Here is a 13,955-nt window from a genome sequence, read left to right on the forward strand (position 1 = left end):
AGCGTGCCGAAGGCCGCGCCTGCCCCCGAGCCACCGTCCGGCGATCCGGCGCCACGATGATTGCCGACGCGGCAGCGTTCAACGCGGAATCACCCAACCCGGCGCCCAGGTCCCGGCGGCGTCCTGCCCGGCCGTTGTGGCGGCGAGGTGGGCGCGGAGGGTGGCCAGCGCCGGGTGGGGATTGTCGCGGTGCCAGAGGAGCGAGTGCGGGTAGACGGGCGTCGGGTCGGTCACCGGGATGCGGCGCAGGCCGTGGCCGGCGGGCCAGACGAGGCGGGTCCGGGCACCCATGAAGGTGGCCAGTGCCGGGGTGTCGGCGACGGTGTCGAGGAGCGCGTCGGAGCCGAAGTTGGGGCCGGTCGCCTCGATGGTGAGGCCGAACTCGGCGACGAGGTCGTCGTAGTAGGCGGCCCACTCGGTACCGGGCACGATGCCGGGCATCCAGATCCGGTGCCCGACGAGCTGGGCGACGGTCACCGACCGCGCGCCCGCCAGCGCGTGGGCGGGGCCGGTGAGGAGCTCCAGCGGTTCGTCGAGCACCCGGGCGGACTCGATGTCCTCGGGAAGGGGCCGGCCGGGCACGGCGACGGCGCGGAAGGACGCGTCGATCTCACCGGACCGGATGGCAGCGACGGCCAGCTCGACGTCGAACAGCATCACCACGTCGAGCTCGATCTCGGGATGCGCGCGGTGGAATGCGCGCATCAGGCCCGACGGCGCGACGCGCGAGGCGATCACGTCGACGCGCAGCGGACGGCGGCCGGCGCGCACGGACGCGACCGCGCGCTCGGCGACGCGCAGCAGCTCGTGCGCGTGGGGCAGGAACGCCTGCCCGTCGATGGTGAGCTCGGCGCCGCGCGGCGTGCGGGTGAACAGCCGCACGCCGAGGCTGCGCTCCAGCGCGGCGATGCGCTTGGAGACAGCCTGCTGAGTGACCGCAAGCTCGGCGGCGGCCTCCTGGAACTGGCCCGCGTCAGCGGCGGCGACGAAGGTGCGCACGGCGTCGAAATCCACGGTGACAGACCTTATCGCCACAACTGCGGGTTGTAGCTTGCCGGCGTGGTGGTTGTTTGATCCGCGACCCGGCCGCTTGTTTGGATCTCACTGGTCAACGTCGGGTTGTTCGGTGGAGATTGCGGGGGCTGCTGGGTGGCTGGCAGGTCGTTGGGGCGGCAGTTCGGGTGGCTCTGGGCGGCGTACACGGTCAGCACGTTCGGCACGTGGCTCGGGTTCGGCGCGTTTCCCTTGATCGCGATCCTTGTGCTGCACGCCGGGCCCGTTGAGGTGTCGCTGCTGTCAGCTGTGGGGCTGGCAGTCGGTGCGGTGGTGGCGACACCGCTCGGCCCGTGGGTGGAGTTCCGCCGTAAGCGGCCGGTGATGGTGACGATGGACCTGATCCGGTTCGCCGCGTTGATGAGCGTGCCCGCCGCGTCCGCGCTCGGCTGGCTCACCTTCACCCAACTCGTGGTCGTGTCGGTCGTCGCCGCTGCGGCCGGCATTGCCTTCAAAGCGGCCAGCGGCGCCTACCTGAAGGCCCTGATACCTCGGGCGGACCTGCTCGTCGCGAACGGGCGGTTCGAGGCCACCACCTGGACCGCCACCGTGGTGGGACCGCCACTCGGCAATGCCGCGATCGGCCTGTTCGGCCCGGTGACGACCGTGGCGGCCGATGCGATCAGCTACCTGCTCTCGGCAGTGGGTGTCGGCGCGATCGGAGGCGGAGAGCCGCGCCCCGCCCGAACCGATGGCCCACGGCTGCGAGCCGGCGACCTGCCCAACGGGTGGCGCTACATCCTGACCCACCCGGCGCTGCGCCCGCTGTTCTTCAACACGATCCTGGTCAACGGCCTGATCATGGCGACCTCACCGCTGCTCGCCGTCCTCATGCTTGACCGACTCGGGTTCGCGCCCTGGCAGTACGGCCTCGCCTTCGGAGCACCCTGCGTCGGCGGACTGATCGGCTCACGACTGGCCCACCGACTCGTCACCCGGTTCGGACCGCACAAGGTCCTGCTCACCGCCGGGGCGCTGCGCGCGTGCTGGCCGATCGGGTTGGCGTTCATCGGCCCCGGCACCGCCGGGCTCGTGCTCGTCATCGCCGTCCAACTTGGCCTGGTCACGTGCGTGGGCGTGTTCAACCCGGTGTTCGCCACCTACCGACTCGACCGGACCGCGACGGACCGGGTCGCCCGCACCCTGTCCGCGTGGTCGGTCACCAGCAACGCCACCATCGCCGCCATGACCGCCCTGTGGGGCCTGCTGGCCAACATCACCAGCCCGCGCACCGCGATCGCGATCGCAGGTCTGCTCATCCTGACCACCCCGCTGCTGCTCCCCCGGACACGACCACACCACACCACACGGCACGAGCAGGAACTGGCCCCGAGCCGCACGTGAGACACCGCGCCCCGCGCCCCGCGCCGCGTACCGCCGATCCGCGGCCGTCTTCCGCGCGCCCGCCCGGGTCATCGCGCAGCGTCGTCACCCTCCGGCAGCGGTGGCCTGGAACGCGAGCCGGCGGTCCGCGTCGGCGGCGAGCCGGTCCAGAATGTCGTCCAGCTCCAGGAACACCGGCCGCCGCCCCGGCCACCTCGACGCGGACCCAGCCGTGCCACCGGCCGTCCGCACCGGGGCCGCAGGCCAGGTCGGCGCGGATCTCGTCCGGCCGGATCGGCATCCAGTCGATGCCCCGGTCGCGCAGTCAACCCCGCAGGGTGGCCATCGGAGTCGGGCAGCCGCGCAGGTTCTCGTAGCCGGCGACCGTGATCCAGCCGGCGTCGTCGCGGGTCATGCCCCGATGACGCCCGATCGGCCCGGCGCTCGCCGGCCCGGCTGTCGGGCGCTTTCGTCGCGCGGTACCCGCGCCGGCCCCGGTCAGCCGCCGACGTAGGCCGCGAGGTGCTCGCCGGTGAGGGTGGAGCGGGCGGCGACGAGGTCGGCGGGTGGGCCCTCGAAGACGACCCGGCCGCCGTCGTGGCCGGCGCCGGGGCCGAGGTCGATGATCCAGTCGGCGTGCGCCATGACCGCCTGGTGGTGCTCGATGACGATGACCGACTTGCCGGAGTCGACGAGCCGGTCGAGCAGGCCGAGCAGCTGCTCGACGTCGGCGAGGTGCAGGCCGGTGGTCGGCTCGTCGAGGACGTAGACGCTGCCCTTCTCGGCCATCTGGGTGGCCAGCTTGAGCCGCTGCCGCTCACCGCCGGAGAGCGTGGTCAACGGCTGGCCGAGGGTGAGGTAGCCGAGCCCCACGTCGGCGAGCCGCTCGAGGATCTTGTGGGCCGCCGGGATCCGCGCCTCGCCGGCGCCGAAGAACTCCTCGGCCCCGGTCACCGACATCGCGAGCACCTCGCTGATGTCGCGGCCACCGAGGTGGTACTCCAGCACCGACGCCTGGAACCGCTTCCCCCCGCACTCCTCGCAGGTGGTGGCCACGCCGGCCATCATCGCCAAGTCGGTGTAGATGACGCCGGCGCCGTTGCAGGCGGGGCAGGCGCCCTCGGAGTTGGCGCTGAACAGCGCCGGCTTGACGCCGTTGGCCTTCGCGAACGCCTTGCGGATCGGGTCGAGCAGGCCGGTGTACGTCGCCGGGTTGCTCCGTCGCGAGCCGCGGATCGCGGTCTGGTCAACCGACACCACCCCGTCCTGCCCGGACACCGAGCCGTGGATGAGTGAGCTCTTGCCCGAGCCGGCGACGCCCGTGACCACGCACAGCACGCCGAGCGGGATGTCCACGTCGACGTCCTGGAGGTTGTGGGTGCCGGCGCCGCGGACCTCCAGCGCACCGGACGGCGTCCGCGCCGACGGCTTCAGGGCGGCGCGGTCGTCCAGGTGCCGCCCGGTGACCGTCTCACTCTTGCGCAGCCCCTCGGCGGTGCCCTCGAACATCACCTCGCCGCCCTCGGCGCCTGCGCCGGGGCCCAGGTCGACGACGTGGTCGGCGATCGCGATCACCTCGGGCTTGTGCTCCACGACGAGCACGGTGTTGCCCTTGTCGCGCAGCCGCAGCAGCAGCTCGTTCATCCGCTGGATGTCGTGCGGGTGCAGCCCGACGGTCGGCTCGTCGAACACGTAGGTGACGTCGGTCAGCGACGACCCGAGGTGCCGGATCATCTTGACGCGCTGCGCCTCGCCGCCCGACAGCGTGCCCGACGCGCGGTCGAGCGAGAGGTAGCCCAACCCGATCTCCACGAACGAGTCGAGGGTGTCCCGCAGCGCCGCCAGCAGCGGCGCCACCGACGGCTCCTCGAGGTCGCGGAGCCACGCGGCGAGGTCGCTGATCTGCATCGCGCAGGCGTCGGCGATGCTGATCCCGTTGATCTTCGACGACCGGGCCGCCTCGCTTAGCCGGGTGCCACCGCACTCCGGGCACACGGTGAACGTCACCGCCCGCTCCACGAAGGCGCGCACGTGTGGCTGCAGGGAGTCGATGTCCTTGGACAGCATCGACTTCTGGATCCTCGGGACCAGCCCCTCGTAGGTCAGGTTGATGTTGTCGACCTTGATCCGCCGGGCCTCGCCGTAGAGGAACTCCTGCCGCTGCTTCTTCGTGAACCTGGCGATGGGCACGTCGGCCGGCACCACCGCGGCGAAGATCCGCCCGTACCAGCCGTCGGCGCTGAAGCCCGGGACCGTGATCGCACCCTCGGAGAGCGACTTGGAGTCGTCGAACAGCTGCGACAGGTCGATGTCGGACACCGATCCCATTCCCTCGCAGTGCGGACACATGCCGCCGACGATGCTGAAGCTGCGCCGCTCCTTCGTGGCGGTCCCGCCGCGCTGGATGGTGACCGCTCCCGCGCCGGAGATCGACGCGACGTTGAACGAGAAAGCCTGCGGCGAACCGATGTGCGGCTTGCCGAGTCGGCTGAAGAGGATCCGCAGCATCGCGTTGGCGTCGGTGGCGGTGCCGACCGTGGACCGCGGGTTGCCGCCCATCCGCTCCTGGTCGACGATGATCGCGGTGGTCAGCCCTTCGAGGACGTCGACGTCGGGCCGCGCCAACGTCGGCATGAAGCCCTGGACGAAGGTGCTGTAGGTCTCGTTGATCAGCCGCTGCGACTCCGCGGCGATCGTGCCGAACACCAGCGAGCTCTTGCCCGAGCCGGAGACGCCGGTGAACACCGTCAGCCGGCGCTTCGGGATCTCGATGCTGACGTCCTTGAGGTTGTTCCCACGCGCGCCGTGCACGCGGATCAGATCGTGGCTGTCGGCGCCGTGCGGCGCAGGCGACCGCGGGTCGGTCCTCGTGGCCGAGCTCATCGTGTCTCCATCTGTCGGGTGGGCCGCCGCCTTCGCGGTCGCCGGCGGTGTCGCCCGGGGGCCGACCCCGTCCGGGTCGAATCCGACCGGGTCGCGTGGCGCAGGCACAAAGGTATCCCCGCCGCCGCGGCCCGGGGAGCCGCCGGGCCCGCGGCCGGAGACGTGGCTCAGCGCAGCTCGTTGATGCGGATGAGGTTGCCCGCGGGATCGCGGAAGGCGCAGTCGCGGATCCCGTACGGCTGCTCGGTCGGCTCCTGGACGACCTCGGCGTCGCCGGCCTGCAGCCGCTCGAAGGTGCCGTCGAGGTCCTTGGTGGCCAGGGTGATGATGGCGTAGGTGCCCTTGGCCATCATCTCGGCGATGGTCCGGCGCTCCTCGTCGGTGATGCCGGGGTCCGCGGCCGGCGGGTGCAGGACGATGGACGTGCCGGGCTGGTCGGGCGGGCCGACCGTCAGCCAGCGCATCCCGCCGTACCCGACGTCGTTGCGGAGCTCGAAGCCGAGGGTGTCGCGGTAGAAGGCCAGCGAGGCTTCCGGGTCGGTGTGCGGGAGGAAGGTCGCGTGAATGGTGATGTCCATGGCGGTCAGGCTAGTTGCGGCTCCGTGACCTGCGCTTCTCGATTCCTGATCGGTCTGGTCACCTGCTTCGCCACGCACGACGGCATCCCCGCCGTGGTGCGCGTGGCCTCGCGCCGGTAGGTGCTGGGCGGCACACCGACCAGTTCGGCGAAGCGGGTGCTGAAGGTGCCCAGCGAGCCGCAACCGACCGCGAAACAGACTTCGGTGACGCTGAGGTCACCACGACGCAGCAGCGCCATCGCACGCTCGATACGCCGGGTCATCAGATAGGCGTACGGCGACTCGCCGTAGGCGAGCCGGAACTGGCGGCTGAGGTGCCCGGCCGACATGTTCACGCCGCGGGCGAGCGCCTCGACGTCCAGCGGCTTGGCGTACTCCCGGTCGATCCGGTCGCGAACGCGGCGCAGTCGCGCGAGGTCGCTCAGGTGCTGCTCCTCCGGGGTTCTGTTGTTCACCTGCCCGATCGTGCCACGTCGCGCCGCGGAATGTTCACGTGCGGCCCACCCACCGCGCGGCCGACGCCGGGACGGATTTCCCCACTCCCCGGCGGGCGCGGTGCGAGGCTGAGGGGCGGGCGTCGCCGCCCCCGGGCGACGAGCGCAGTGGAGGATGCGATGGCCGAGCCGCCGATCCGGGTCCCGTCGCGCAGCGCGCAGGCTCACGGTCGCCGCGCCAACCGGCGCAGTTACGACGACGGCGTGCAGGTCAACGGGTACGTCGACGAGCCGTACCACCGGATCCGCCGCGCGGTCGCGGCCCGGCTGATGGTCGACGGCGTCGCCGGGACCGGGCCGGTGCTGGAGCTGGGCTGCGGCCCGCGCAGCATGCTCGACCCGGCGCGGCTGCCCGGGCCGCTGGTGGTGGCCGACACGGCGCAGACCGCGCTGGGCGAAGCCCGCCGGGCCGTCCGCGGTCGGGCCCTGCCGGTCTGCCTGGACGCCACCCGGGGCCTGCCGTTCCGGGCCGGCAGCTTCGCCGGCCTGCTCACCGGCGAGCTGATCGAGCACGTCTACGACCCGGTGGCGCTGCTGCGCGAGTGCCACCGGGTGCTCGTACCGGGCGGGCTGCTGGTGCTCACCACCCCCAACCTGGCGACCGTGCAGGACCGGCTGGCCTTCCTCGCCGGCCGCGCGCCCCGGCAGGTGGACCCCCTGCACCCGTACCTGTGGCTGCACATCCGCCCGTTCACCGCGTCGCTGCTGCGCCGGGTGCTGCGGCAGGCCGGCTTCGCGCCGCTGGCAATCCGCTCCAACCAGGTCGGTTGGCTGCTGCCGAGCGGTCGGTGGGTGACCTCCCGGCTGCTGGCCCGGCTCGCGCCCGGGCTCGGCGGCTCGCTGATCTGCGCGGCCCGGCGGCTCGGCGCCCCGCCACCGCCCCGGAACAGCGCGTGATCGCCGCATTGACAAAGGGCTATCATGGAGGTTCCGTCGTCGACCGGGGGACGTCATGGCCCGCCTCTTCACCTGGGTCGTCAACAATCTCGACGCGTTCATCGGGCTGCTGCTGGCCGTGACCGTGGCGGTCCTCGGGCTGACCAACGCGGTGAGCCAGGACGTGGTCAACAGCGCCATCCTGCTGGTCCTCGGCCTGCTCGCCCAGGCGGTGCTGCGGGACCGGCTGCGCCGGGAGACCGCCGATCAGCAGGTGCGGCAGGTGGTCCGGGACACCCGCGACCGGCTCACCGACCTCGTGCCCCAGATGCGCGAGATCACCGGTCCGGACGGGGCGCTGAACCGGGCCCGGGAGGCGATCGACAGCGTCTCGATGGTCCGGGTGCTGCACGGCAGCGAGGTCGGGCAGGCCCTGGCCGAGGCCCGCCGGCTCACCGACCGGTGGAACTTCAAGGGCGGCACCGGCACCTACACCCGGGCCGTCACCCTCCCCGAGTGCCTGGAGCACGCCCGCCGGCGCAACGCCACCCTGCACGTCGCCGTCGAGATCATCGACCCGACCGACGAGGAGGTCTGCGAGCGCTACGCGCGGTTCCGGCGCAGCCTCGCCCCGGACGGGCCGGGAGAGCGGTGGACCGTCGACCGCACCCGCAAGGAGTCGTACGCCACCGTGCTGGCCGCCTGCTGGCACCTGCAACGCTCCGGGCTGCTCACCATCGACGTGCGGCTCTCCGCGCAGATGACCACGTTCCGGTACGACCTCTCGTCGAGCTGCGTCATCATCACCCAGGAGAATCCGCAGACCCCGGCGCTGCGGATCGACCGCAAGGAGCTCTACTACAACCGGTTCAACATCGAGCTGCAGTACAGCCGCGAGCAGAGCCGACGGGTGCCCATCGAGGCCGCCGCACAGGTCAAACTCGACGACGAACCCTCCGTGGAGCAGGCCCGTCGACTCTTCACCGCGCTCGGGCTGCCGCTACCCCGGTCCTTCGGTGACCGCGAGGTCGCCGACATCGTGGGCCGGGCCGTCCAGGCGAGGAACCCGTACGCATGATGAGCTACGCCGATCTCGAACGGGAGATCGACCGGGGCACGCGGCCGGAGATGTTGCGCGACTGGGTGCTGGCGGTCCTGGGTGACGTCGCCGACGGACGCCGGCCGTTGCTGGCCGTCCGCCACCCGCTCGGCTTCACCTGCCTGCCGGTGGACCGCAGCGGCCCGGACGGGATCTGCGTGCACGCCTGGGCGGCCGACCTGCCGCCGGTGCGGCCGACCACCTCCACGATGCACTCGCACAGCTGGGATCTGCTCAGCCACGTGCTGCACGGCCGGGTCCGCAACGAGCTGATCGAGGTCAGCGACGCGCCCGCCGAACCCGCCTGGCGGGTGTACGAGGTGCGCAGCCGCGGCGATGTCGACGAGATGGCCGCCACCGACCGGCTGGTCACGGCGGTGACCGCCACAGTGGAGACGCACTCCGTCGGCGACTCGTACGCGCTGCGCGCCGGCGGTTTCCACACCTCCGAGGTGGGCCCCGGACAACCGGCGGTGACCGTGGCGCTCGGCCGGACCACCCCCGGCGCCTGCGACCTGAGCCTCGGCGCGGTGGACGGGCGCAGTCACCAGGTCCGCCGGGACCGGTGCGACGTGGCGGAGACCTCGCGACTGGCGCGCGAGATCGCCCAACTGGTGGCACGGTGCTGAATGGCGGGAGGAACCATGGACGTGGAGCCGAGCAGATGCGGACCCGACCTGCGGGATGCGCACCGGTTCGCGGTGGACGCGGCCCGGGCCGCCGGGCGGCTGCTGCGCCGGGGCGCCCGGGGCCAGCTGCACGCCCGGGCCAAGAATGCCACCGGTGACCTGGTAACCGACCTGGACCTGGCCGCCGAACGGCTGATCGTCGACCGGATCCGGGCCCGCTGGCCCGAACACGGGGTGATCGCCGAGGAGGGCGGCGAGTACGCCCCCGACCAGTCGTGGACGTGGCTGGTCGACCCGCTCGACGGCACCAACAACGTGGCCATCGGACTGCCCGCGTACGTGGTGGGGATCGCGCTCTGCGAGCGCGGCTCCCCGGTGATCGGCGTGGTGCACGACCCGGTCGCCGGCCGCACCTGGTCCGCCGTGCGCGGCCAGGGCGCCTTCGTGCACGCGGCCGGCCCGTCCGGTCGCCCGCTGCACGCGCCGCAGCGGCCGGTGCCGGCCGTGCCGGTGCTCGCCTGGACCCAGGGGCACGAGGTAAGCCGCGACGACAGCACCGCCCGCGCGCTGAAGGTGGTGCTCGACTCCACCGCCCGCCGGGTGCTGCAACTGTGGGCGCCGCTGCTGTCCTGGGTGATGCTGGCCCGGGGCGACATCGACGGCATCGTCGGCTACCGCCCCGAGGCGGTCGACCTGCCGGCCGGGATGCTGCTCGCCGCCGAGGCCGGCATGGTGGTCCGGGCCCTCGACGGCGGCTGCTTCGACGACCGGTACGGCTGCCCGGCCGACCGGCGCAGCTTCGTCGCGGGCCCGCCGGAGACCATCGACCGGCTGGTCAAGCTGGTGACGGCGGCCCAGTGGATCGAGCCCCAGGTCCGCCAGCTCACCCCGATCAGCCTCAGCTCCGTCGGCTGGTGACGCTCGTCGTCTCCATCGCCTTCGATACTAGGAGCGTGGGTCTGCGTTGTGCTTCGCAACCAGGCTAGGGAGTTCGTCCAGCGAATCGATGCGGAACAGGCACTGCTCAGACACGGCTGGGGTGTCGAGGATGTGACCCCATGGACCGCGCCGGATCAGGCACGCCTTCATCCCTGCCTCCATGGCCGGGCGGGCATCGTTGTCGGGTCGGTCGCCGACGTACAGGATCGAAGACGCATCGCCACCGCCTTCGCGAATGACCCGCTCGAAAAAGGCCGGTGACGGCTTCTCCACGCCCCAACCGTCCGACGTGCCGATCACGTCCACGGGAAGGCCGAGAGCGCGGAGGGTCGGCTCAGCATGAGCTGGTTGGTTGCCGGCCAGGCCCACGAACAGGCCCTGATCCTTCAAGGCGGTCAGGCACGGTCGTGCGTCGAGGTAGAGATCCTCTTCGCCGAACGACTCCGGCTTGTCAGCGGCTGCTCGGCGCTCGAGTTCGGCCGCGTGATCGAAATCGGGCCGGAAGGTCCGGAACGTTTCCCGATAGTCCAGACCGCGGGCGATGACCGCACCGAAGACCGCCGACAACGTGTGACGTGGAACGCCGAGCCAGTCCGCCCAGGTCTCGAATTCGCGGGACTCGTCGAGGATCGTCCCGCCGACATCGAAGAAGATCGCGTCGATCACTTGCGTCCCTCCGTCCCGGTCGCGCTGTCAGTGGATCATAGATCTACCCGCCGCACCGTCCGCGATCCGTCCCGTGAGACCTCACAACGCCGAGGGGCAGTGCGGGTGTGTGAGATCGTTTGAGGCGGCCGTTCCCCTGCCACCTGTCGGAGGATCTTCGTGGCCGATCTTGCGCCCGCGTCGCTGCCCGCCCCGCCCTACTACGCGGTGGTGTTCACCTCCGTGCGGACCGCTGGCGACAGCGGCTACGGGGAGAGAGCCGAGCAGATGCTGAAACTGGCTGCCGAGCAGCCGGGTTTCCTCGGCGTCGATTCGGCTCGTGGTGCGGACGGCCTGGGGATCACGGTCTCGTACTGGAGGGACGAGGAGTCGATCGCTGCCTGGCGGGACCACGCGGAGCACACCATGACCCGCGAGCACGGACGCGAGCACTGGTATGACTCGTTCGCGGTCCATGTGGCCAAGGTCGAGCGCGCCTACGGTTTTGCCCGCCCGGCAGATCTGTAGGTGCCACCGCGCCGGTTCCTCGGGTGGGTGCCGTGCGCAACCTGCGCGACGACGGCCCGACGGCGCGGGTGCGCCGGATCGTCGTGGGTCAGGGGCACAGTTCGGCCAGCAGTGCGTCGATCTGGTCCCTGATCTCGTCGCGTACCTGCGCACGACCTCGACCGGCTGGCCGGCGGGGTCGGTGAGCTGCCAGTCCTCGTAACGCTTGCCCGGGGAAGACGGGGCCGGCCTCGCGCAACACCTTGAGGTGATAGGAGATGGTCGGCCGGACAGGTCGAACGCCGGCGTGAGGTCGCCGACGCAGATCTCCGGCTCCGAGACGATCATCGACATCAAGCGCAGCCGGATCGGGCCGCCCAGCGCCTTGAACATCGGGGCGACCACCGGCAAGGCTTGTTTCGATGCAGCTCTAGGTTGACAGATCTCAAAACAGGGTGCGACAGTGAGGTCCTGCTTCGAATGCCATCTAGACAAGGGCGAAGCGATGATCAAGCTGTTCCGTCACCGCCGTACCGCCGACGCCCAGAACGTCACGTTCTGCGAACCCTGCGGCCAGGTCTGCACCGCCACCTGCCGGGCTGACGCCCACCACGCGCGTGCCCGCGCCGCCGCCCTCACCACCTACGTCCGCTGAACCCGTCAGGAGGAACCATGTCCCGCGTCCAGCTCGCCCTGCGCGTTTCCGACCTCGAAGGCTCCGTGGCCTTCTACTCGAAGCTGTTCGGCGTCGAGCCGGCCAAGCGCCGCCCCGGCTACGCCAACTTTGCGGTCGAGAACCCACCCCTGAAGCTCGTCCTGCTCGAAGGGGAGGCCGAGCAGCCCACCGTCCTGGACCACCTGGGCGTCGAGGTGTTCAGCACCGACGAGGTCGACGCCGCGACCCGGCGGCTCACCGACGCCGGCCTGATCACCCTGGAGGAGAACGACACCGAGTGCTGCTACGCCCTCCAGGACAAGGTCTGGGTGCGCGGCCCCGGCGACGAGCCCTGGGAGGTCTACACCGTCAAGGCCGACAGCGCCCAGCTGGCCAAGGCCACCGAGAGCGCCTGCTGCACCCCGGCCGCCGACCGGGAGCCCGTCACTACGGGCGGCGCTGCCGCCAGCTGCTGCTGACGGTCACGGCCTGCGCGTCCGCCCTCGACCTGAGGGCGGACGCGCGCCGCGCTCGGCATGGTGTCCTGCTCCGGAGACGGAGACAGGTGGGGGCGGGTTATCTGCCGGGCCATGAGACGGCAGGTCAACGACACGCACCGACAGCTACCACGGCCACTTCGTCAAGATCGTGCCGGCCCAGCGGGTGGTCGAGTTCGAGTTCGAGCGCGACGCTCCCGCGCTCCTCGGCGCCATGACCACGACCACGACGCTCACCGATGTGGACGGGTGCACCAGAGCCGTCGTCATGCATGACGGCACTCCCGACGCGATCCCGGCCGAAGACAACGAGGCGGTTACGCGTACAGCCCTGGCGAACCTCGCCAGACTCGTCGAAGCGCGCCAACGCCGCCCTGCCATGCCGCCGACCGCGCCCCACGCAGCGCCACAGCGCGTTGAGCAGGTCAACGTCCGGTCGTGCCGGTGGGCGCGCCGGCACGACCGGACGGTACGACGGCGGTCAGGTTGGCCCAGCAGCAACCTCGGCGGTACTCCGGAGAATGCAGAACTCGTTTCCCTCGGGATCCGCGAGCACCGCCCATCCGGTTCCGTCTGCGTTGCGTCGGTCGTCGACGGTGGTCGCGCCCAGCTCGATCAGTCGGGCTAGTTCGGCATCGCGTGAGCCTTCGACTGGACGCAGATCGAAGTGGATCCTGTTCTTGACCTGCTTTGACTCTGGCACCTCGATGAAGAGCAGACGATGCGTCCGGTCCCGAGAGACGATCATGCATTCCTCGTGTCCTGGCTCGTTCGGATCATCGGGGTCCTCGACGTAGTCGAGGACGGCCTGCCACCAGCGGCACAAGGTGTACGCATCGGCACAGTCGACGCTGGTGTGGGAGATGAAGGAAGTCACTCGGGCATCGTTGCAGGACCTGCACGGGACTTCGGTGGCGGCTCGCTGGTGTCCGGCGTGGCGGCAGCGTGACTTCTCGTGTATAGGCAACCGAGCGCCGAGGCCGTGACTGTTGATCAGGAGGGCCGCGGGCTCCTGGCTATGAGCGTGGGTCAGTAACGAGCAGGCGGCGGCTGGCCGTGATCGATGTGATCGGTCGTGGTCGCCCCGCTGGCACCTGTGAGTCGGCGGTGGGGTCCTGCACGTCAGGAGTGCGGCCTGGTACGGGCCCGTGGCCGGGTCGGGAGGCCCGGTTGGTCAGCCGGCCAGGGCAGCGAGTCGGGTGGTTCCGGCGTGGCGGAAGATCTTGCGGAGGTTGTGCCAGGTGGCGAGCAGGCGCCACTCACCGCGGGCGCCGTCCTCGCCGTGCAGGAGGAGTTGGCGGCCGTTCTGGCAGGTCATGATCTGGCCGAAGACGGGTTCGACGATGGCTTTGCGGCGGCTGTAGGCGGCCTTGCCGTGCTTGGTCCGCAGCTTGCGGGCCATGCGTTCCTTGAGTGTGGCGTTCGCCGGGATCCGTCCGCGGGGTGCGGGCGGGACCTGTTCGTCGTGGGTCAGGCGGCCGGTGGCCATGAACGTGTCGGTGCCGCAGCCAAGTTGACGGTCCTTCGCGGCCTCAAGGTTGGTCTCGGAGCAGTAGCCTGCGTCGACCAGTGCCTGCTTGGGCTGGACGCCGGTGTTCGCCGCGCATTGGTCGAGCATCGTGGTGTAGTTCAGCGCGTCGGAGGCGTTGGTCGTCACGTCGGCGGCGGTGATGACCTGGTGTTCGGCGTCCACGACGGACTGAGCGTTGTATGCCTGGATGTAGGCGCCGTCGCTGTTCTTCATGATCCGCGAGTCGGGGTCGGTGAAGTTGGCCTG

General features: G+C 71.0%; 15 protein-coding genes and 2 pseudogenes. 9 read left to right on the forward strand and 8 right to left on the reverse strand.

The genetic code is table 11. The annotated features are described in order from the left end of the window. Positions 1-78: 78 nt before the first annotated feature. The gene (locus ACL02O_RS10105; protein ID WP_412817729.1) at positions 79-1,014 is read right to left on the reverse strand and encodes a LysR family transcriptional regulator; all 936 of its coding nucleotides are present in this window, start codon (positions 1,012-1,014) and stop codon (positions 79-81) included. 135 nt (positions 1,015-1,149) lie between these two features. On the opposite strand from ACL02O_RS10105, the gene ACL02O_RS10110 reads away from it, so the two are divergent. Then, the gene (locus tag ACL02O_RS10110) at positions 1,150-2,397 is read left to right on the forward strand and encodes an MFS transporter (protein WP_412817730.1); all 1,248 of its coding nucleotides are present in this window, start codon (positions 1,150-1,152) and stop codon (positions 2,395-2,397) included. 477 nt (positions 2,398-2,874) lie between these two features. Here ACL02O_RS10110 and ACL02O_RS10115 read toward each other — a convergent pair whose 3' ends face one another. The 3 genes from ACL02O_RS10115 to ACL02O_RS10125 form a co-directional block, all read right to left on the reverse strand. Further along, entirely contained in the window at positions 2,875-5,259 is a 2,385-nt protein-coding gene (locus ACL02O_RS10115) for an ATP-binding cassette domain-containing protein (protein ID WP_412817731.1), read from the reverse strand. A gap of 167 nt (positions 5,260-5,426) precedes the next feature. Further along, positions 5,427-5,837, reverse strand: a complete 411-nt coding sequence (locus ACL02O_RS10120; protein ID WP_412817732.1) for a VOC family protein — start codon at positions 5,835-5,837, stop codon at positions 5,427-5,429. 5 nt (positions 5,838-5,842) lie between these two features. Continuing rightward, positions 5,843-6,292, reverse strand: coding sequence for a helix-turn-helix transcriptional regulator (locus tag ACL02O_RS10125; RefSeq protein WP_412817733.1), 450 nt, complete (start codon positions 6,290-6,292; stop codon positions 5,843-5,845). Positions 6,293-6,451: 159 nt separating this feature from the next. On the opposite strand from ACL02O_RS10125, the gene ACL02O_RS10130 reads away from it, so the two are divergent. The 4 genes from ACL02O_RS10130 to ACL02O_RS10145 are packed head-to-tail and all read left to right on the forward strand — an operon-like array spanning position 6,452 to position 9,853. Continuing rightward, positions 6,452-7,228: a class I SAM-dependent methyltransferase gene (locus ACL02O_RS10130; protein WP_412817734.1), complete on the forward strand. Its 777-nt coding sequence runs from the start codon at positions 6,452-6,454 to the stop codon at positions 7,226-7,228. A 55-nt stretch (positions 7,229-7,283) separates the two neighbouring features. Beyond that, positions 7,284-8,285, forward strand: coding sequence for a hypothetical protein (locus ACL02O_RS10135; RefSeq protein WP_412817735.1), 1,002 nt, complete (start codon positions 7,284-7,286; stop codon positions 8,283-8,285). Continuing rightward, positions 8,282-8,935, forward strand: coding sequence for a hypothetical protein (locus tag ACL02O_RS10140; RefSeq protein WP_412817736.1), 654 nt, complete (start codon positions 8,282-8,284; stop codon positions 8,933-8,935). The genes ACL02O_RS10135 and ACL02O_RS10140 overlap by 4 nt, the downstream gene beginning before the upstream one ends. 15 nt (positions 8,936-8,950) lie before the next feature. After that, positions 8,951-9,853, forward strand: coding sequence for an inositol monophosphatase family protein (locus tag ACL02O_RS10145; RefSeq protein ID WP_412817737.1), 903 nt, complete (start codon positions 8,951-8,953; stop codon positions 9,851-9,853). 27 nt (positions 9,854-9,880) lie between these two features. On the opposite strand, the gene ACL02O_RS10150 is transcribed toward ACL02O_RS10145, so the two are convergent. Continuing rightward, on the reverse strand, positions 9,881-10,540 hold the full coding sequence (locus tag ACL02O_RS10150; RefSeq protein ID WP_412817738.1) for an HAD family hydrolase: 660 nt from the start codon (positions 10,538-10,540) through the stop codon (positions 9,881-9,883). A 159-nt stretch (positions 10,541-10,699) separates the two neighbouring features. On the opposite strand from ACL02O_RS10150, the gene ACL02O_RS10155 reads away from it, so the two are divergent. Then, positions 10,700-11,047, forward strand: coding sequence for an antibiotic biosynthesis monooxygenase family protein (locus ACL02O_RS10155; protein ID WP_412817739.1), 348 nt, complete (start codon positions 10,700-10,702; stop codon positions 11,045-11,047). An 88-nt stretch (positions 11,048-11,135) separates the two neighbouring features. Here the strand turns inward: ACL02O_RS10155 and ACL02O_RS10160 are convergent. Continuing rightward, positions 11,136-11,533 (reverse strand): annotated as a pseudogene (locus ACL02O_RS10160) (ArsR/SmtB family transcription factor). Here ACL02O_RS10160 and ACL02O_RS10165 point away from each other — a divergent pair. The 3 genes and pseudogenes from ACL02O_RS10165 to ACL02O_RS10175 all read left to right on the forward strand — a co-directional run. After that, complete coding sequence (locus tag ACL02O_RS10165; protein ID WP_412817740.1) at positions 11,532-11,681, forward strand: hypothetical protein; 150 nt, start codon at positions 11,532-11,534, stop codon at positions 11,679-11,681. The pseudogene ACL02O_RS10160 and the gene ACL02O_RS10165 sit on opposite strands and share 2 nt — an antisense overlap. A gap of 17 nt (positions 11,682-11,698) precedes the next feature. Next, on the forward strand, positions 11,699-12,160 hold the full coding sequence (locus ACL02O_RS10170) for an ArsI/CadI family heavy metal resistance metalloenzyme (protein ID WP_412817741.1): 462 nt from the start codon (positions 11,699-11,701) through the stop codon (positions 12,158-12,160). Between the two features lie 184 nt (positions 12,161-12,344). Then, positions 12,345-12,476: pseudogene (locus ACL02O_RS10175) on the forward strand (hypothetical protein); the annotation flags it as partial. A gap of 183 nt (positions 12,477-12,659) precedes the next feature. On the opposite strand, the gene ACL02O_RS10180 reads toward ACL02O_RS10175, so the two are convergent. Both ACL02O_RS10180 and ACL02O_RS10185 read right to left on the reverse strand, forming a co-directional pair. Beyond that, the gene (locus ACL02O_RS10180) at positions 12,660-13,055 is read right to left on the reverse strand and encodes a VOC family protein (RefSeq protein WP_412817742.1); all 396 of its coding nucleotides are present in this window, start codon (positions 13,053-13,055) and stop codon (positions 12,660-12,662) included. Positions 13,056-13,352: 297 nt separating this feature from the next. Continuing rightward, on the reverse strand, positions 13,353-13,955 hold a 603-nt coding region (locus ACL02O_RS10185; RefSeq protein WP_412817743.1), incomplete at its 5' end, for a transposase.

Origin of the sequence: Micromonospora mangrovicola (assembly GCF_047200535.1) — a bacterium.
Lineage (GTDB): Bacteria > Actinomycetota > Actinomycetes > Mycobacteriales > Micromonosporaceae > Micromonospora.

Excerpts from the sequence above, each read along its gene's own strand:
- ACL02O_RS10115 (WP_412817731.1), bottom strand. The coding sequence starts at position 5,259 with ATGAGCTCGGCCACGAGGACCGACCCGCGGTCGCCTGCGCCGCACGGC.
- ACL02O_RS10120 (WP_412817732.1), bottom strand. The coding sequence starts at position 5,837 with ATGGACATCACCATTCACGCGACCTTCCTCCCGCACACCGACCCGGAA.
- ACL02O_RS10130 (WP_412817734.1), top strand. The coding sequence starts at position 6,452 with ATGGCCGAGCCGCCGATCCGGGTCCCGTCGCGCAGCGCGCAGGCTCAC.
- ACL02O_RS10135 (WP_412817735.1), top strand. The coding sequence starts at position 7,284 with ATGGCCCGCCTCTTCACCTGGGTCGTCAACAATCTCGACGCGTTCATC.
- ACL02O_RS10140 (WP_412817736.1), top strand. The coding sequence starts at position 8,282 with ATGATGAGCTACGCCGATCTCGAACGGGAGATCGACCGGGGCACGCGG.
- ACL02O_RS10145 (WP_412817737.1), top strand. The coding sequence starts at position 8,951 with ATGGACGTGGAGCCGAGCAGATGCGGACCCGACCTGCGGGATGCGCAC.
- ACL02O_RS10165 (WP_412817740.1), top strand. The coding sequence starts at position 11,532 with ATGATCAAGCTGTTCCGTCACCGCCGTACCGCCGACGCCCAGAACGTC.
- ACL02O_RS10170 (WP_412817741.1), top strand. The coding sequence starts at position 11,699 with ATGTCCCGCGTCCAGCTCGCCCTGCGCGTTTCCGACCTCGAAGGCTCC.